Origin of the sequence: Paenibacillus mesophilus (assembly GCF_005938385.1) — a bacterium.
In the GTDB taxonomy this organism is placed as follows: Bacteria; Bacillota; Bacilli; order Paenibacillales; family NBRC-103111; genus Paenibacillus_AB; species Paenibacillus_AB mesophilus.
In genome coordinates, this window is sequence record NZ_VCRA01000008.1 from 298,817 (window position 1) to 317,571 (window position 18,755).

Consider the following 18,755-nt stretch of genomic DNA (forward strand, 5'->3'; position numbering starts at 1 on the left):
GATGCCTATTCCCTAGTCAGGCATCGTCCAGCGTAACGTCGAAGATGGTCATCCCGCCTGGCGGAATTTTGGCGATAAATCCTCCTGAGCGGATGGACTCGTGAGACCCGTCGGACCTCGGAATGATCGTCCTGCCCTCCGTATCGACCAGCTTGGAGGGGAGCGCCGGAAATTTGCTTTTGCTGACGACGCGCTTAACGGCTCGTTTCGTCCGAACGACGGGCAGCCGGTATTGCAGCCGATTGTCGTTGCCGATCAGCAGCCGAATCCGTCCGTCCCCCATTCTCATCGGAAGAAGCGGATGCTCGATGTCGGCGGTGAGCTTGCTTGCGTAGGCCGACCGCAGCAGCTTTCCGCACGCCTTGACGAAGCCGGTCGATGCTTTGCGGTAAACGAGATCCATTCGCCATATTCCCGGATCTTCCGCATAACGCGGCTCTCCCGCCACATCCGGACTGCCGTCGTCCTCACCCAAGCTCGCCGTAATATCGGCATAGTCGATATAGTCCATCCGATAACCGAAAATGTTCATTTTGAAGTCGGCGAGCGGATCTTGGAAGGAGATGTCGGGCACAAGGGAACCCGGCATCCGAAAGCGCCGGTCGGCTAGACTCGTGCAAATAATCGGACCGCGGTCGTAAGTCGAAATCGTCTCGATCTCCGCTTCGGACATCAAATCGATATTCGGAATGAAAATCGGACCGCTTACGATGTCCAGCTCCTCGATGCGGGCAACGGCCCCGATCTGGCCGCCGGCTTTGGCAAATTCGTATATCGTTTTGTGCATCGACCACCGCTTTGTCGCAATATAGTCGGGAAGCAGCTTGTGAAACGCATGATCCGACCAGATGAACGTAGGAGTCAATACGTTCTGCGGAAGCTCGGCAAACCCGATTTCCCAACGTTCTCTCAGCCAATCCCATTCCTCGCGCGTAAGTCCGTCACCCAAGCAGACGAGAAAGCCATCCATCGAACGTCTCAACCCGTCCCGCGTATGCACGAAATAATGGGTCAGCGAATAAATTTCCCGCTCCACACTGGATGCGAAGTGGCCCACGGTACTCCATTCCTCCGTCGAATCCTTCACGCCGTTTAAACAAATCAATTTGCCTTCGGGAACGTAAGCCTTCATGAATGACGGCATCGTCATATAGTTGTACAGACGAAAAGGTCCTATTTCCCTGGCCATATGCACGCTTGTCGCAACCGATTCGGCGGCGATGTAATCCACTCCGGCCTCATACAGCTTCTTGTAGTCGATCCCGTACCGGTATATGGCCTCGAACGGCTCGCTGCACCACGCATTGTTGACGATGACCTTCTTGCCGTCCTCGTGCAATCCCCGACATATTTTCTCCCAGAAAGCCGCCCATCGCCATGTCAAGAACTCGAGCCACTCCTGCTTGTACCGGTTCCAGATATATGTTCCGCGTTTCTTGATGCCGTCGCGGTCCCGATCATCGACCGGGGCACAGATCTCTTCCGGGAGCGAAATGCCGGTATAAGCGGTGAACTGATCGATCATATCGTCGGAGTAATCGCCGTTTTTCGCGGAGCCGCCGGAGCCGGGCGGGCAGAAATTGTCGGCCACGTGCAAGCCCGAGAAACCATAGTCCTTCAGCGCCTGCTGAAGCTTAGCGAGGAAGAAGTCTTCGTAATACGTGCCGTCTTTGAACCTCTTTAGCACATTCAGGCTCGCGGTGCCGTTCGTCCATACCCCCATAAGCTCCTTATGGTCGGAAAGCCATTCGCGATGTCCCGTATTATAGTGGCTCGGATGCCGGGGATCATTATCGACGTACACGCCCATAATGCCCATGTACGTCTCGGCGCCGCGATCTTCCAGCCCCGCCACGAGCTCCTTCAGCTCGAAATTGGTCCATTGCTGGATATCCCGTATTTCGTTGCGTACGTTCCCGTAATAATTGCAGTTGTCCGGCGGAAGAATGCGTTCCCGCTCCATGCCTTCGTGGTGATGGACAATGTCCGGGCAGAACAGGAATAAGGAGATGCCGTCCGGCTGGAACCCGATTGTCGAGTAATAGTCCGCCACCCCTTTGTCCTCCCGCTCTTTATCGAAACCGATCAGCGGGGTCCATATGAACATTTCATGATCTTGCCGTGCGCGATTCATCAGCCATTTCCTCCAAATCGACTCAACCTATTTTTTCTTCGCCTTCTCGGCTTCTATCGCCTTGTTCGTCTCTTCCGCCGCCGCTCTCAGCGCCGTATTCACATCGATCGACCCCTGAATCAGCTTATCCATTTGCGCCGCCCACTTCGATTTGGCTATTGCGTCATAAGGTGTCACCGGCATGGGGGATGCGAGCTTCTTCGGATAACGCGCCATAATGTTTTTGCCTTTCAAATAGTCCGTTTCCTGCCCGTATACGTCCCGCACCGCTTTGCTGGTCAGCACGGACATGAGCCCTCTTTTCGACAGGGTTGTCTGGAATGGCTCCGAGGCCAGAAAGGCGACGGCGTCAAAGGCGTCATCCTTATGCTTGCTCGACGCGGTGACGAACGAATAAGTCGGATACGGCTGCGGACCGTAGCCGGGCCGTTCTTTGTACTCCGGCATGGTCACCATGTCCCAGTTCGCTTGGAATTCCGCGCCCGGTGTACCAATATGGGCCATCATCGCGACGGTGCGGGTTTCCGTGAATGCCTTGTATTGTTCGGTCAAACTGACAGTCTTCGAATCCACCTCGTTGCCGGGGATCTGATAAAACCGGGCAAGATCAGCCGTAAACCGCTTCCAATTGTCATCGAGATCGAATAATGCCTTGTCTGTCTTCGGATCGACGTAAGCGACCGAGAATTGGTTGATCTGCGACAAATGGGCGACCGAGGAGATGAATCCTCTGTATTGCACCCCGTTCTCGACGCGAGTCATCCTTTTGGCCAGCTCGTATGTTTCATCCCAGGTCATTCCATCCTTCGGATAAGGGACCCCGAACTTATCGAACAAATCTTTATTGTAGGTCAGCAGTCCGACCGTATTGTTAAGAGGCATCCCGTATAAGCCTCCGTTGGAGAAGAGCCGGATCAGTTCAAGCGTCGTAGGCTCGAATCGGGTCAAATCGATTTTATTTTTCTGAATCAAGCCCGTAATATCGTACTGCAGGTTGTTGTCCAAGATTTGTGCCTGAGTCAGACCGACCGAAGATATGACAACATCGATAATCGTTCCGCCGGCGATTAATTCGGGGATCGTTGTTCCTTTGCCCGCCGGTATGAATTTCAGTTTCATGTAAGGGAATTTCGCCACTATGGCATTTCCGTACTCCTCCATGAACCGTTCTTCCGACCAGCCGCTCGATGTGATGTAGAAGACGAGCTCCACCGGTTCTTTTTTCTCCGCCGCTTTCTCTGCGGGCGGTTTCTTCTCGCTTGGGCCGCCGCTGTCCGATTGTCCGCCCGAGCAAGCCGTCAGGACGGTTCCTAGAAGAATGGCGGCTAAGCCGCAATGCACCGTTTTTTTGACCATATCCTTTCCCCCTGTCGTTCATTTCGGAATGTCGCTGCCGTGCTATGGTTCGGACATTCAACGATTCAAGCGTACCATGTTTTGCGGCTGCCTGGTTTGGATCAAGCATGAATCTATGTTGTTCAATTACGAATCCGTCTTTCACGGTTGCTCTGCTAAAAGGAAAGGGAAGGCCTCCGTCGCTTGACGGAAGCCTTCCCCGGATATTCCTCCCCATATAACACTCAGTCCGACGATATTCGCAACCCATTGCTTCATTTTTATTGTGTCGGCTTCTTACGATTCTGTTATAATGTTGTTCAATTACGAGCCAAGCAAGGCAGGTGGATCAAGATGCTTTTTGCGGATACGTTGAGACGTCCGATCGAGCTGCAGCTCGTCGTGGAGCGGGCCGCGCCGTACAAGGAAGTGTTTCACTTCCATCCCGGCGTTGAAATTTTTTATATTCACGAAGGCGTCGGACAAGTGATCGTCGAGCAGCAGATGCACGAAGTCAAGTCCGGCACCCTGCTCTTCTTCCGTCCATTCCAGCCGCACTATCAGCAGATGGAAGTCGGCCCGGCTCAGCCTTATGTCCGGTCTCTGATCAAATACAATCCGACTTATTTCTCGGAGTTTTTGAAACCGTTTCCGTCCCTATACAAATTTCACGATTATTTATGTCATTCCGACTCCGTCCTGCAAATCCAGCATCGGCTGGCTCCCGAACAGTTGGATCGTTTGATTCGCGACTTTAACCTGCGCTTTAAATCGCGTCCCGTCATCGACGATCTGGAGCGGAATGCGCTGTTTCTGCTTTCGTTTTTCCACTTTATACAGCCTCTCTGGCAGTCCTATAAGGAGGCCGAAGTTCAGAAGACGATGACGGACCCGTTTGTTGTGCGCATCTTGAAATGGATTGACGAGTATTACCAGGAAGAGTTTCAGCTGGAGGCGCTTGCCCATGTCGTTCATCTGTCTCCCAACCATACCTCCTATTTATTTCAGAAGACGACCGGGAAAACGATTACCGATTTTTTGACGATACGCCGAATGAAGCAAGCCTCCATGCTGCTGCAGACGACAGCCTTATCTATACAAGAGGTCGGAGAACGATCGGGCTATCCGAATTTCTCCTATTTTTGCCAAGCATTCAAAAAGCATATGGGCATGACTCCCGGCCAATTCCGTTCGCAACCGCCGATGCTCGAATGATCTCATCGCAGCGTTTCGATATTGTCGATCCGGAAGCGGTGCGGTCCGCTCCATTTCTTGAACGGATAAAACATCATTTCCGAGCTCCCGTCATCGCGGATCGCAAAACCGGGGTCGGTCCTATCGAGCAGCAGGTGCGTCCGCCCGCTCTCGCGAACGATATCCCGGATCCTATACCCGTTCGTGCTCCCATCGGGATGCGTCACGATCACGGTGCGACCCGCTGCATCATCGGGAACGGTTGCCTCAGTGACCAGGGCGTCGTCGGAGGCTCCTTCCGCCTTTCGCAGCACGCCAATGATAGTCCCTTCCACAGGTCCGTCGCCTCGAATGACATGCCGCCCTTTGTGAAGCAAGGTGCCGCCGATCAGTTGCATCCGGACGACCTCGCCGTTCTCGATCCGGATAAAGCCGATCCTGCCCGCGAAACGGATATCGCCTACGATCATAGGCTGTTCCCGCCAGAAATTCGAACTCAGAATGATATCCGTCGTGCTGCCATAACTAACGGCAATCGCGATATCGCCTTCGACCGATTGCTCCGGCTGCAGCAGCTCTACGTGCCGAATCCGCGGATTGCTCCCTTCAGGATACGGCTCCATCACATGCACGAACCGGCTGTTCAAATCGGTCCCTTCCCTGCGGACTACAAGCTTGGGCATCGTATAGCGGACCGCTTCGGCATTGTTGTCCATCGTCTTGTCGTGCAGACGGGTCGCCCGCAAAGACAGGGCTTTTCCAAGGAAAAGCTCTGCGTCCGAATCGGTGAAGCCGATCGATTTCAGCCTGCCGCCACCCTCCGTCTTCAGCGTCACTTCGTAGCGGCCGTCCGCGATTTCAGCTCTCAGTACGTCCTGGACATACATATACCCGTAATATTCCCCTTCGGCATCCCCTTGCTCCAGCTCGCCGGTCGGCCATGTTACCCGCGTTCCAGCGGGGAGCAGATTGGGTCCGTACGGTTTTAGCGGCACATTGGACTCCATGACGCTATCGCGATTGGCGTCCCCATTTAGCGTGTACTCGTGACGGCTGCCCCCCTGTATCCGGAATAGATCGACCACGTAGCCTTCGCCGCCGCTCGTTTCGCCGCTTCCGCCAAAGCCGATCAGCCACATTTCCCTGCTGTATTCCCGAAGGTTCGAATATGCGCTCTCCTGGTTAGCCTTCATGACCTGTACGTCGGAACAGCACGCTGCGAACAGCTGCAAATTACCGCCATTCGCGCCGCTGGTCCGGTTCATATCCTTGCCGTCTACAACAACCGTGTTGTGGCACAACGTGGATCTCGTCCACTGACGATACAGCGTATGCGTATAACCGATATCCGGTACCATTTCCTGCCCGCAAGCGAACAATGCCATATTAAGCGGATCGAGATGGTCATGGCCGTATTTGGGAACATAACTCATGTACAGCTGAAGCTGCCGTTCATGCGAGCCGAGCGTCAATCTGGCGATGCCGGCGGCGGGAAGGAACATCGGTTGTCCGGCCAGGGCAGGTGTCTTCGATTTGCTGAATGCCCACGTATCCTGAATCGGAAAGTAATGTCCGTCGGGATATGTAATGTGCTCGATAACGCGATTGAACGATTGCATGACCGGATATTCTCGCTTCAAGTCCAAATCGTCCACCCTTCTGCCAGTACGGGGAGAGATGTACCCCGCCGGATCGGACCATCCTTTGGCGGCGTCGATTGCAGTCTGAAGCCCCCCTATGGACTGGAGGTGATAAGATGCGCATACTTCGCTGAAGAACCCGTCAAACAGAAACCGTTCGGCCACGAACGACTGTATGCGTTCCAGTGCCTGGTGAAAGAAACGCGGGTGTCCGGTAGCCTTGCTTAACGCGATCAACCCGATCCAATTGTGGTAGTCGTTGTTGTGGTTCCAATTCGGGAAACTGTCGAAAAATTCGAAGGAAGGCCGGAACATCCCTTCCACGATTTTGCGGTCGACATCTATGCCCTCCTCCTCGCTTAACAGCTCGAACGCGTTCGTCTTCTTCACTTCGGCATACGCTTCCACCAAATGCCGCAGCTCTCCGAGATCGGAGGTCGACCAGCGGGACCATACGCCGCCCCAGTAATGGTAAGGAGGACCCGCATTCGTTTCTGTCGGATAACAACCCCACGGATAATCGTTGGTTGGCACCCAGCCCTCGTAAGCATCGGCCCAGCCTTTCAACAATCGTGCGGCTCCCAGAGGGTCCTTCTTAGCCAGTATGCTCGTCTGCTTCAAAGCATATATTTTCTGTTCGTACCAGAGAAGAGCCTTGATCAAGTAACGCTTGCCTCCCGCGTCTTCGCGATACGGAACCCGCACTTCTTCCCCCTTGCGGTTATGGACGACGTAGGATTTATCCTCCGGAAATCGATCGTTTGGATACCGTCTGCCTGTGCGGACGGAGACAAGTGCAAACGGATCGTCAGGGTCCCATCGGAATCGCTTGTCGCCGGCATATAGCTCGGGGCACTCCGGATCTCCGCCGAAAATAACGCCGGGCTGCGGCGGGATCAGCTTCAACAGCCGGTTGACCTCTTCCGAAGGGGGGGCCGCCTCCACGATTCTCGTATCCATACCCCGGAGCGGAACGTGCAAGCTTTCCCCGGCATCGATGAGTGCCTGGCTGTCGAAGGATAACACCATGAATCGCACACGATTCGTGTGGTCCGTTACCGTTAACTGCAGCTCATACCAGCCGACCTCCAGCGGCTTCGGATGGTGGAATGTAAAAGTACCGGCGGCAGCATCGAGCTCAAACTTGTTTATCTCGACGAGTTCGGCCGACGGCGTTCTCCACATCAACTTGACGGAAGCAAGTCCGGTTAATTCCTCTGCGTTCAAATGGAGCCGCTTTTCGGTAAAGCCTCTGTAGATCAGCACCGCTTGAGCCGGTATCCATTTCTCGACCCGATGACCGTTGTCCCGCAATGGCGGCCGCTGCCAATACATGCCGCCCATCCTGCCTTCTGTCAGTGCATCGATTCTCACGCTATAGCTGGGAGCGAACGGACCCAGATCAATGATGGAGGATTGACGTATGGGAACCAGCGAGCTGAGCGGTTTCGGGGCTGCAAGTCCGAAGCAGCGGATCACGTTGATCCGCCATTCGCCGCCAGGCTGCGGAGCCGCCTCCATGACGGCATCTAACGGCACCGTAACCTCCAAGGTCCACCCATCGTTCTTGCGATGCAAGGCGGAAATGACAGGCTCCGGTCGTTCCAAGTTCTTCACGCCATGTCCGTAAGCCGTTATCATCTCGCGCGGCCCTCGGGTAATATCGATCGGAATATGGAAATACCGGTCGGGGCGGTTCGGCGCAGATATAACAATATCGATCTTTTCGGCTGCGACGCGCTCTCCGACAGGCGACTTCCCGGCTATGCCGATAAATAAACGGCTGTCATCGCAAGCGAGCCACATTTCCGTCTCCGAGTCTGCGCATACCGGTTCATTGATATAGACCGCTCGGAAGCCGCTCATCCGGGACGCCTCTGTCCATGCCGCATCGTCCAGACGCCCGTCGATCGTTGGTGCCTTACTAACCCGGGGAATGACCGACCAGCGGTCGGTCTGGCACGCTACAACCGCTTCTCCTTTCCCCTTGTCCATTGAATTCGTAGTCACAGCTGATTCGGTTTTATTTCGCAAGCTTGTTCCCTTCTCCCTTTGATTTGCTCGGACCCTTTCCGCAGTAAAGGATGCCTCAACCTTATCACAAGTAGAGACGGAATAGTTTAGATCGATTACTCTGTTCTATCGCTTCATTACGAATCGTTTTCCTTTTATCGAATATCGCCGGCTTTGCGAAACGTATCTTGGTCGCCGCCTATGTGCGAGCTTCCTCCCCTAACTGTCGCACCGTACCTTCCGGGTGCTCCAGATTCATCTCAAGGCCATTAACCGTCTGCCTCCATCCTACTTTTATATTGCCATACGGTGTCGGGATCTTGCCTTCGGCTTGATGAAACGCCGATGTCACGGGCTCGACCCGGAATACCCGGAAACCGGGCTCCACCGGCTTGACCCCCAATATATAAGCATAATAAAAATAAACGGGGATGCCCGACCATCCATGGCACAAGCTCCCGGCCTGCCCGAACGCCTCGGCTCCGGCCTTCGTCTCCCAGAAGCTTGTCGCTCCGCGATACAGCATATGCCCCCAATCGTCGGCAATCGTATCGAACACGATCTGCCCGTATCGTTCCGGTTCGTCAAGCAGTGCCTTGAACTTGAATATGGCGTAGCTGAGCGTAACGGGTACCCATCCGTTGTCCGGACATGATAACCGTTTCCTTAACTGGGCTGCCGACGGATCCGGACAAACTTTGGCGCAGAGAGCCAGGGATTGAGTTAATTCGGCATAATGTTCTTCCTCGGTTCCCCCTAAATACGTTCGATAAGCGAGTGCCGTCGAATCCCAAAAATGTTCATGTATGGCCGCTTTCACTTTTTTCGCGGTTTCCGAATAGCTCCGGGCTGCTATGAAGTTCCCGCAGGCGTTCGCCAATCCGCCTGCGGCTTCCAGTGCCATCGCAAAGAATAGATTCAGCGGCGCATCGAATCTCGTGCAGGGTAACCCTTTGTAACCGGGTGCAGTTGCCCCCGCACCATTCAAGCCGCGCTCCCAATCATAGAAATTCCAGTAGCTGGAGCTTGCCGGAGTTACCAACAGCCCGTTTTGCAGTTGTGCCGTATGTTTCTCCATCATCCGCTGAACGATGCCGTTCATCGCTCTTGCTTGTTCGATATCTCCGCTGTACAGCAAATGTTCCTCTAATTGAACGATCCATATAAAGCTGAAAGATGGAATCGTGAATGGGGTCTTCGCCGGCGCAGTCAGCTCCAGATAGCCGTCCTCTTGAAGCCCTTCGCCGAAAAGCCGATTCGATGCGGCCGGAAATTCGTATTCGCCGAAGCAGTAATATCCGCATAAAGCCTGATTTCTGGAATCCATGGCGTACAATGCCTGCTCGCGCCAGGGCGTATCCTCATAGTGCTCGTGCATGCACAGATGAAGGGTGCGAACGGCCACCTGCTCGATTTGACGGTGAAGCCGGTCTGGGCAAAGAAATTCGCCCTTCAGTTCAACCGGATATTCGACCGGCCTTAGACCGGCGTAATAGAGCACAAACTTTTCTTTAACGCCGCCAATATGAAGCTGCAGGTAGCGCCCTGCCCACCTTTTCATATAATGGGTAAACGTTTGCCGCCCTTTTCCGCACCGGTAACGGGTCGCGAAATGTTTGCCGCGAACCGATGCGCGAACCCGAAGATCGTCCAGATGTTCGCCATAGGCGATATCGAGAACGGCGACCTCCTCTCCGTCCAGCTCCAGCTCCAAAAAACCGCATTGTTCCCGCCCCATATCCAACACCAGGTAAACGCCGCCGTTTTCTTGAAACGATTCGGGTTTGATCGACAAGCCTCCGGAGGAGGGAAGATTCAGCGAACCGCCGTCGTCGATCAAGGATCGGGCCAACCTATGGGATAAATAATCGCACTGCATCAATTCCGCCACTATGTCATCCGGCGTCTCGGCTTGTCTTTTAAATAGTCCCTGGGTCATCACATAAGATCCGCAGCGCTCTTTCACATCCAGCTTACGAACCGGCCTCGCATACCATATCGGATACTCTTCCGGAGCCCGCCCCGTCTCGGCTCGCTTCCACTCGTCTGTCATCAGGTATTCCAAACCGATCCAGCTATCGCTGCGGGCTGCATCGTATTCGAACGTAAAGCCCAATTGAGCCGTGCTCATCGGGATCCGCCCGGACGTATAGGCCGGTGACGGCCGGCAATACGCATCGCTCCCGCTTCTTATCGTCATTTCTTCCATTTCCAGCGTATAAATCAGACCGGGTGAGCCTTGTATATATTGAAAGCTGTTAACGCCTTGATAATAGGCCAGCACACATAACACGTTTCTCCCCTGCCGCAGCATAGGCCCGATCGGCAAACAGTCGTAAGCTTTATGATCCGGAAAGTCGTCATATTGTCCGGCATCCGCAAATCTACCGTTGACCCACACCGCGTATTCCGAGTCTACGGAAAGGTACAGCTTTGCATGCTCCACTTGCCGGGGCAGTGTAAACTCGTGACGGAACTCCACATATTGTTTCACGTCATCACGGCCTCCGCCGCTCCACATCCAGATCGATTGATCCAATGGATACATATTCCCGCTCCCTCTTCTAAACCCCATAACGGAAGGGGCAGGCCATTTCCTGCCCCAATCACACTCTCCGTTTTCCTCAATTGTTCGCGATTTCTCCAACGTACAAATCGTCAAACCAAGCGGTACCGTTCACATTCGTATCGGACTTCAGGTATACCTGCAAGTACTTGGCCGTCGAGGCCGGCATGATCTCCAACTCGTAATACGTCCAATCCGAAGCGGAGTGGATCTCCTTCCACGTGTAGCTAATCGTGGATGAACCGTTTTCCCTGACCTGTCTCAGTCCGATCGATACGTTGCCGGCGGAAGCGCCGTTCTTGGCCCAGCCTTTCCATACATACTTGGTGCCGGGCTCTATCGCGATCAAGTCGGAGTTGATGACATTCCAGGAGTTTGCGGCATCGGGCTGCAAACTAACCGCATATTGACCGGCATAGACGGCGTCCTGTACCCAGCTTCCCTTGCGCATCAGCCAGCCGGCGGGACCTGTTCCTTGTGCGTTAACCTGCTCGAAGCCCGGATTAGTCAGCTTATTTTTATCGACACGAACCTGGAGCGGGATTGACTGGACGATTTTCCCGTCTGCCTTGACCTGGATCGTTGCCGTATATACCCCATCAGTAACGCTCATCGGCAAATATACCGTACCGTTAACCGTTGCTTGCTGATTCCCCTGCAACAGCAGTGGAGAGGGCAGCTGAACGTTCATGCCGGACGACGATAGAACCGGCTCGAACCCGACCTGCAAGCTTCTCGGTACGTTGTTTTTCACGTTCAGAGTAAACGGGTAACTGCCACCTTTATTTGCCATGATGACGTCAGGCTCCCTCTTCGCGGTCAGCAGATCCGTATAAGGAGTGTAAATGAACGTATCCGTCGTGATCGGGACTCCCTGTTTGTTGGAGTACTCGAACTCGATTACGGCTTGCAGCCGATAGCTCTTTTGTAATAACGGCTCCGCGATCCGGAAGCTGAACGTTTCCATAATCGATTGACCGCTCCCGAGCTGAGTAACGGTTCTGGTCTCCGGCTCCAGGCCGAACGCCTCCGGAAACTTGAGCGTTACCCGTACGTTCTGCAGTGCCGTCTGAGCTCCGTTGCGCAAGGTGAAGGAAAGTTCATTCAACTCTTCCTGTCCGACCAATTGACCGTTACCGATATAGAGTTCACTCTGAGTATACGAGGCGGCGATCGGACCCAGATACGCTCTTAATCGCTCAATTGCTGCCAACATGTCCGGCTTCGAAGTGCCGCTGCCGTTCTGATCAGCCCAATTCGACAATTGTTCCACTTTGTGCAAAGTCTGAATCGCCGTTTGGACTGCAGCGGCGGGATCGGGATCGGCGCCAATCAAATGGTCCCGTATCTCGTTCAGCTTAACTTCAAGCTGGTTCATGCGGGAAGTCCACTGTGCGTCCGCAGAAAGCCCCGAAGCTTGTACCGCGAGCGCCATTGCTTCGGACATCATATTCTCGAACGGGGTAATCCGGTACATAAGCGCTTGCATCGGACCCAGATTGATTGTCAGCCCATCGCTTTGCCCATCCAGCACCGAGCGCGTATCCCCGTACAATAATTGTGCGCGATAGCCCGTAATTCCAAGCGGTATGGTCATTTGGCGGTTTTCTTCGCTTGTATTGACGGCCGCGGCATAACGGACTCCTTCATTCTCCCACACGGCCCAGCGGCCAATATCCGTCCGGCCTTGACTAATCCGGCTTCCCTCGGTCACAAGACGGCCGAACAGCTCCAGTTCCTCCCGGAATCCGACGAGCGCGGGCCACAGCTCGGAATTGCGCAGCTGAAACGTATTTTCATTGATCGAATAACGCCTTGCAGACCGTTCAGCAGCGATTGATAAGCCGCATTGCGTACCTTTTGGATCGTCGGCAGAATCGGCCAATTCGGCGGATTGTACATCGCTTGCAGGACGTTCCAGACGGGCTTTTCTCCAGCCGCTTGCTTGGCCATGGCTGTGCGTTCGCCTACCAGGGAGATCGGATCGTACGGGATCGTATATACATCCGTCACCAAAATATCCGTCGCTTTGGCTGTCGTTGCGTAATACGGCGGCAGCGCTTCGACCATATAGATCGGGTGCGTCTTATCGAGCGATCGAATCAGCCGGTAGGCTTCGGCAAGCTCTTCCAGCGTTTTGCCGTTCGAGAACGGTTCATCCATAATCATCCAAGCGAGCACGGCCGGGTGGGTTTTGAACCGGGTTACGAACTGCCCGGTCAGCGCCGCATTTTCTTTAACCTTCATATTGTAGTACAGCGGAACCATAACCTTCAGGCCGTTCTGCTGTGCGGCGTCAAGCGCGCTCTGCAGCGCATCGGCGTTATTCGTGACAATCCCTTGTACGGTATTAATCCCCGCTTCATTCAAATACGGGTAATCGGTTTGACGCACATGATACGCCGCTACCGGAAAGAACGGTTTCCCGTCCACCATTACCGTTCCATCGTTCCGAAGAATCGTCGGACGGTCGATTCGGTACACCACATTCGTAACCGTTTCCAGTACCGTATTTGAAAGGTCCAGTAGACGGGTCTCTACCCGGTACGGTTCTTCCTTGGCCATCAGCGTCGGATCGAAGGGGAAGATCATCGGTAGCGAGGCGTTGGCATGGGCATACGTCGCAATAACGACTCCGGTCGACTCCCTATATATGCGTGCTTCCGCATGCATCTGATCCAACGGGCTGACAGGCGAGTTAAAAGCGGCTTCCACTCTTCCTTCTTCGGCATCGGAATAATAGAAAATCCGGTCCGTCTTCAATTCGATCATCGGCTTATGCTTCTGCAGGGTGAAGGAAGCATCGTCGAGATATACGGACCCGGTCCCGTACATTCGCAAATATACCAAGACAAGCCCGGCCTCTTGCGGAATCGTAACTTCAAACCGCAAATTTTGCCAATTGCCCGTTAAATCGAGGGCAGGTATATTTTTCTGCATATCGTATTGGCTTAACCGATTGGCCGGGGTGCGTGCCTGACCTTTGTAATATTCGAATTTCACCCCTACGCTTCCGGTTACTCCCTGCGATTTTAACCAGACCGACACGTCGTAGACCGCACCCGGCTCAATGATCACATCTTGCGCGATCCATGGATTGGTAGTCTGAGCCGTCTCGATCTTGATTCCATACACACCCGAACGCGCCGCCGAGGAACTAAGCTGGATCTCGGGGTTGCTCCAGCCCCCCATCGCCAGCCATGGAAGAGGCTTCCCTCCGGACGTTTGTTCAAAACCTCCGTTTTGCATTACGTCGTCACCTATACTTTGGGCGGTTGCTTCCGGTGTCGCCGCTGTCAGCAATAACAGTTGAGACAGCAGCGCAAACAGACATAGGATCGCGATGTTTTTCTTTGCGGACTTCAATCGCAGGTTGGCAAGCCATGAATCGAATCCATTCATTCCAAACCCTCCAATATGCCATGTTTTACGAAACGGTCGCCCGGATTTATTTTTTGAGCTTCGCCTCGGCGATCGTCTTCTCCGCCTGTTCTTGCGCTTCGCGCAGTGCCGTATTCAAATCCTTTTTCCCTTCGATTACTTGCTGCACGTATGGAGTGAGTACTCGCTCGACCGACAGCAAGTATGGATTTTTCACAACGCCGGGAGCGATCTGGTTATAATACAGCGCCCCCCAATTTTTGTCCTTAAACGGCGTATCCTGCGCAAATACTTTCCTTACCGCTTCGCTGGTCAAAATCGGCATATTGCCTTTTTTGGCTTCGGACATTTGGGCCTCTTCCGATACCAAATATTTGATAACCTCCATCGCCGCGTCCTTGTCTTTAGCCATCGAGGTCATGCCGAACACGACAGGCATCGACTGCGACCCGACCTTCGGCTTCTCTTTGAAGGCAGGCAGCGCTACCAAGTCCCAATTGATGTCATTGATATTCGGTATCGAGAACGGGAAGCTGGAGTTGAATACAAACATGCCCAGCGTTGGCGTATCCGTAAATTCAAGCCGATACGGAAGCTTTTTTTTGCCCGTTACGAACTTCTGGTATCCTGCGGTCTTTCCCGGGTTCAACAGGTAAGTCTCGAACAGTTTGTTCCATGTGCTATCGAGGAACGTCGGTTTTTCCGTCTTGGCATCCACGTAAGGTATGGAGTACTGGTTGTTGCCCAAAATATGGGCCGGCGAAGCCGTAAATCCGATATAAGATATACCGCCGTCTTCACGGTCCACTTTTTTGGCCAGCTCGTGAACTTCATCCCAGCTCATCCCGTCCTTCGGATACGGAACGCCGAATTTATCGAAAATCCCTTTGTTGTAATATAGGACCTGAATCATGTTGCTGACCGGAAGCGCATACAACTTGCCGCCGCCCGACGCTTTTAAGCTTTCTATCAGCCGGGGCTCGATCGTGTTAAGATCGACACCGTGTTTTTTGGCAAGATCGGTCATATCGAATTCCAGCTTGGAGCCTTCGGCCAATTCAAAGTAGTAAGAATCCGTCTGGAACAATAGATCCACCCGCTGCCCTGTCGCGAGTAAATCCTGCAGCGTGCTGCCCGCTTTGCTCTGGATGTAGGTGATTTTGTAATCGGGGAATTTTTTACGGATCCGATCCCCGTAGTTAGCGTCGAAGCTTTCCGGTGTTGCCCCGTTGTTCGTATGAATAACGAGCTCGACCGGCTCCGCGCGTTTGGCTGCTTGGCTGCCGCTATCCGCGCCCGACCCGCCGCTTCCTTTCCCTTGCTCCCCACCGCTACCGGAGCAGCCCGATGCCATGAGCGTTATCCCGGCAACAAGAGCCGGAAGTAAATAAATGTTCGCTTTCTTCGCCTTCGATCCCATTTTCATTTCCCCCTGTTAAGCTGTATTCAACCGCAATTTTATTGATCGGATCCGACCTGACAACAACTGCTTAGCCTTCCTGTATGGACATCCCTCCGGATCCAGTGTGCCGTGTTCATCTCCACCTTGTAAGAAATCGATTACCAACTTTGGTCAACGACCAATCTCCCATCACCTCCCGGCAACTTTCTTACTGTTTATAATAATGCCAGAACATGGACAGAGCTTTGACGCAAAGGTCAAACGTTTTGTCATTCCGGTCAGAACATTCGGCTCCATTTGATAGATTTTCCGGGATTCTCTTGCGATTTCCCGGTTTGTACCCAATGGATGCAGAATCGCGAAAGCTCGAATCCCTCTTTTAACCCGATAAGTTCATGAAATATAATAGGAACATACCGGTTCTGCTCGCTGTAGTTCATTGCAAACGATTTCAATCGGATCAGGGGGAGTCCGGACTATGCGTCCTAGATATGTTTTGAAGGAAGAACTGTCCATTCGCAAGCTGGTCACCTTTTATTACAGGGAAATGTCCAAACATTTTTATACTCGAGGGGAGAAACACGATTTCTGGGAATTCATCTATATCGATAAAGGAGAAGTGGAGTTTTTTACCGATCTGGGGACTTATCATTTAAGACAAGGAGACATCTTGTTCTTCATGCCGAATTTGTTTCACGGAGGCAGAGCGTTGAACAAGACGACCTCCAATATTATCATCCTTTCGTTTGAATGCGACTCGGCTTGCATGTCCGTTTTTGAAGGCGAATGCCATTTTCGGCTGCAGGAAGATGAGTACCGCATCCTATCCTTTATTGTGCAGGAAGGATTGCTGGCGTTCGATCCGCCTGTCGATTCCCCCAATATTTCCGGGTGTCCGCATGAGCGAGAGGACGCCGTTTTTGGCGGAGAACAGCTCATCCGCAATTATTTGGAAATTTTTTTGATTCGTCTGATTCGCAGAAGAAGAGCGGAACAAAGGGCAAGCAGAAAAGCGCCTTTAATCGGAGAAAAACAAAGCGACGAATCGTTTTCGAACATGATCCATTTTTTGCGAAGCCATATAGCCCATAATTACACTCTCGACCAGTTGTGCGACATTTTCGCGATCAGCCGCACGGGACTCAAAATGTTATTTAAGGAACATACGGGCATCGGGGCGATGGAATATTTCAATCGTCAGAAAATAGACCGGGCCAAGCAGCTCATCCGCGAGGAAAACGGGAATATTTCGTCGATTGCTGAAAGCTTGGGTTACAGCAGTGTTCATCATTTTTCAAGACAGTTCAAACGGCTCTCCGACATGACCCCCTCCGAATACGCCAGGTCCATTCTCGCACGTACGAAAAGGATCGGCGGTTGAGGAAGTCATGCCGAGCGCTCATTTTACCCGTTTCGCCTCCAAGCCTCCGTATTCAGTTCATTATTCATGGCCGCGGCGGTAAATGCGCCCTTTGAGGCGGCGGCAATGGCCTGATGCAGTCGAGAGGACGCATCCCCGGCGCTATAAACGCCCGGAACGCTCGTCTTCCCAAAGTCATCGACGGCAATCATTCCCGCTTCCGTGATGTCGCATCCGATTTCTCGCGGCAAGTTCGAGCCCATTACCAGATCCGGTTTAAAAAAAATCCCTCTGCACAGAATGGACATCCCGTCTGCGAGAACGACTTGCCGTACAATACCGTCGTTTGATTCGATGTACCGAATCGGCGAGTCGAATATGGGTACTTGATGCTGCCGGAGCTCCTCGCGCTGGGCATCCGTCAGCTCATCCGGGCCATTCGTGCAAATTGTAAAACGGTTCGTCCATCCGGATAGGAGTGGAGCGAAGTGCATGAGCTCGGCTCCCTTGTTTATGACGACAAGCGGCTCGTCTCTTAATTCCCAGGCATCACAATACGGACATACAAAAGCACTTTTTCCATAAGCTTCCGCCAGTCCGGGTATGTCCAACGGCCGATCTTTCATTCCAACGGCAAACAACAGTTTTTTGCTTGCAAAGGTATTTCCTTTCGCAGTCGTAATTTGAAACTGACCGTCCGTTCCCGCAATCGACACGGCCGTATCCGCCACGAAAGACACGGAGGGATAGGCGCTGAGCTCTTCCTTCGCAATTCTCCGAAATTCACCGGGGCTAACCCCGTCGCGGGTAAGAAACCCGTGAACTTCGCGAGTCACGGCGTTGCGGGGACGGCCTTCATCGATTACCGCCACCGTTTTCCTGGCTCTCCCCAACACGAGGGCGGCGTTCAACCCTGCCGGGCCGCCTCCAATTATCGCCACATCGAGAAGTTGATTTTTCATAGTAACATTACACCTCCATGGATCTTCAATATCCATAATTAAAGTGCAAGAAGTGTGTCACTTCTTGTTCGCTTCATGGTTGCTACGCTTCATAGCCTCATCCAGAATGGTCTGGATCGTGTGTTCCCGCAAGTATTGGTGCAGATGCTGTTCCGCGCCGATCATCACCTTTTCGACCAAACACTCGCTCTTTCCCGGGCGTTCCTGATCCTGCTGTACAGCTCCATCTTCAGCCAGCATCCGATGCTGCCGCGAATTCGAATTTGAGCATTCGAACAATTGCTGTCTTCCTTCAATGACTTGAATCACGTCAAGAAAAGTGATCTGTTCGGCCGGCCGCGCAAGCTCATAACCGCCGTTCACTCCCGGTACGGCGCGTACGATGCCATCCTGCCTCAGCTTGGACATGATTTTGGACAAGTAGCTTTCCGAAACGCCGAGTATTGCCGATAGCTCCTTAATCCCGATGTTGTTGCGACGCTCCGAGTGCCCCAAATGAATTAAGGCGTGCAGCGCGTAGTCGGTGCTTTTGGAATACTGTATGCCTGCTCCCTCCCTTCGCAACGGATTCATGTTTATTATGGATCTACAAAGTCCATAATAAACTATCCGGCTTCATTCTGCAATAAGATTTTAGTCAATCGGGAGTTTTATCGTTTTATCACTATAATGCCCGTATTGCGATTAAAAAAATAAACGCCGTGACCCTAGCAAGCATCACAGCAATTAGTAGCAATATTATCTGTGCCTGGCTCGACACTCGAAGAT

The 18,755-nt window shown here is 53.0% G+C and carries 11 protein-coding genes; 2 read left to right on the forward strand and 9 right to left on the reverse strand.

Features of this window, described 5'->3' with window-relative positions:
• Positions 1-16: 16 nt before the first annotated feature.
• Together FE783_RS17115 and FE783_RS17120 are read right to left on the reverse strand one after the other, a co-directional pair.
• Positions 17-2,134: a hypothetical protein gene (locus tag FE783_RS17115; RefSeq protein WP_138880592.1), complete on the reverse strand. Its 2,118-nt coding sequence runs from the start codon at positions 2,132-2,134 to the stop codon at positions 17-19.
• Positions 2,135-2,161: 27 nt separating this feature from the next.
• Positions 2,162-3,490, reverse strand: coding sequence for an ABC transporter substrate-binding protein (locus FE783_RS17120; protein ID WP_138880593.1), 1,329 nt, complete (start codon positions 3,488-3,490; stop codon positions 2,162-2,164).
• 333 nt (positions 3,491-3,823) lie between these two features.
• Here FE783_RS17120 and FE783_RS17125 point away from each other — a divergent pair, with 333 nt between their 5' ends.
• Positions 3,824-4,684 carry an AraC family transcriptional regulator gene (locus FE783_RS17125; RefSeq protein WP_138880594.1) on the forward strand — a complete coding sequence of 287 codons (861 nt, stop codon included), beginning with the start codon at positions 3,824-3,826 and terminating at the stop codon, positions 4,682-4,684.
• A 2-nt stretch (positions 4,685-4,686) separates the two neighbouring features.
• On the opposite strand, the gene FE783_RS17130 is transcribed toward FE783_RS17125, so the two are convergent.
• The 5 genes from FE783_RS17130 to FE783_RS17150 form a co-directional block, all read right to left on the reverse strand.
• Complete coding sequence (locus tag FE783_RS17130) at positions 4,687-8,337, reverse strand: heparinase II/III domain-containing protein (RefSeq protein ID WP_138880595.1); 3,651 nt, start codon at positions 8,335-8,337, stop codon at positions 4,687-4,689.
• A gap of 178 nt (positions 8,338-8,515) precedes the next feature.
• Positions 8,516-10,864 (reverse strand): family 78 glycoside hydrolase catalytic domain, encoded by a 2,349-nt coding sequence (locus tag FE783_RS17135; RefSeq protein WP_158301871.1) that lies wholly within the window; start codon positions 10,862-10,864, stop codon positions 8,516-8,518.
• Positions 10,865-10,940: 76 nt separating this feature from the next.
• Positions 10,941-12,479 carry a carbohydrate binding domain-containing protein gene (locus tag FE783_RS38850; RefSeq protein ID WP_338015868.1) on the reverse strand — a complete coding sequence of 513 codons (1,539 nt, stop codon included), beginning with the start codon at positions 12,477-12,479 and terminating at the stop codon, positions 10,941-10,943.
• Between the two features lie 113 nt (positions 12,480-12,592).
• Positions 12,593-14,284, reverse strand: coding sequence for a carbohydrate binding domain-containing protein (locus tag FE783_RS17145; protein WP_138880598.1), 1,692 nt, complete (start codon positions 14,282-14,284; stop codon positions 12,593-12,595).
• Between the two features lie 46 nt (positions 14,285-14,330).
• Positions 14,331-15,683 carry an extracellular solute-binding protein gene (locus tag FE783_RS17150; protein ID WP_158301873.1) on the reverse strand — a complete coding sequence of 451 codons (1,353 nt, stop codon included), beginning with the start codon at positions 15,681-15,683 and terminating at the stop codon, positions 14,331-14,333.
• A 460-nt stretch (positions 15,684-16,143) separates the two neighbouring features.
• Between FE783_RS17150 and FE783_RS17155 the strand changes: the two genes are divergently transcribed.
• Entirely contained in the window at positions 16,144-17,046 is a 903-nt protein-coding gene (locus tag FE783_RS17155) for a helix-turn-helix domain-containing protein (RefSeq protein ID WP_138880600.1), read from the forward strand.
• 23 nt (positions 17,047-17,069) lie between these two features.
• Here FE783_RS17155 and FE783_RS17160 read toward each other — a convergent pair whose 3' ends face one another.
• Entirely contained in the window at positions 17,070-17,987 is a 918-nt protein-coding gene (locus FE783_RS17160) for an NAD(P)/FAD-dependent oxidoreductase (protein WP_138880601.1), read from the reverse strand.
• 57 nt (positions 17,988-18,044) lie between these two features.
• Positions 18,045-18,530 carry an RrF2 family transcriptional regulator gene (locus FE783_RS17165; RefSeq protein ID WP_138880630.1) on the reverse strand — a complete coding sequence of 162 codons (486 nt, stop codon included), beginning with the start codon at positions 18,528-18,530 and terminating at the stop codon, positions 18,045-18,047.
• Positions 18,531-18,755: the final 225 nt, after the last annotated feature.

Excerpts from the sequence above, each read along its gene's own strand:
- FE783_RS17115 (WP_138880592.1), bottom strand. The coding sequence starts at position 2,134 with ATGAATCGCGCACGGCAAGATCATGAAATGTTCATATGGACCCCGCTG.
- FE783_RS17120 (WP_138880593.1), bottom strand. The coding sequence starts at position 3,490 with ATGGTCAAAAAAACGGTGCATTGCGGCTTAGCCGCCATTCTTCTAGGA.
- FE783_RS17125 (WP_138880594.1), top strand. The coding sequence starts at position 3,824 with ATGCTTTTTGCGGATACGTTGAGACGTCCGATCGAGCTGCAGCTCGTC.
- FE783_RS17135 (WP_158301871.1), bottom strand. The coding sequence starts at position 10,864 with ATGTATCCATTGGATCAATCGATCTGGATGTGGAGCGGCGGAGGCCGT.
- FE783_RS38850 (WP_338015868.1), bottom strand. The coding sequence starts at position 12,479 with ATGACCATACCGCTTGGAATTACGGGCTATCGCGCACAATTATTGTAC.
- FE783_RS17145 (WP_138880598.1), bottom strand. The coding sequence starts at position 14,284 with ATGAATGGATTCGATTCATGGCTTGCCAACCTGCGATTGAAGTCCGCA.
- FE783_RS17150 (WP_158301873.1), bottom strand. The coding sequence starts at position 15,683 with ATGGGATCGAAGGCGAAGAAAGCGAACATTTATTTACTTCCGGCTCTT.
- FE783_RS17155 (WP_138880600.1), top strand. The coding sequence starts at position 16,144 with ATGCGTCCTAGATATGTTTTGAAGGAAGAACTGTCCATTCGCAAGCTG.
- FE783_RS17160 (WP_138880601.1), bottom strand. The coding sequence starts at position 17,987 with ATGAAAAATCAACTTCTCGATGTGGCGATAATTGGAGGCGGCCCGGCA.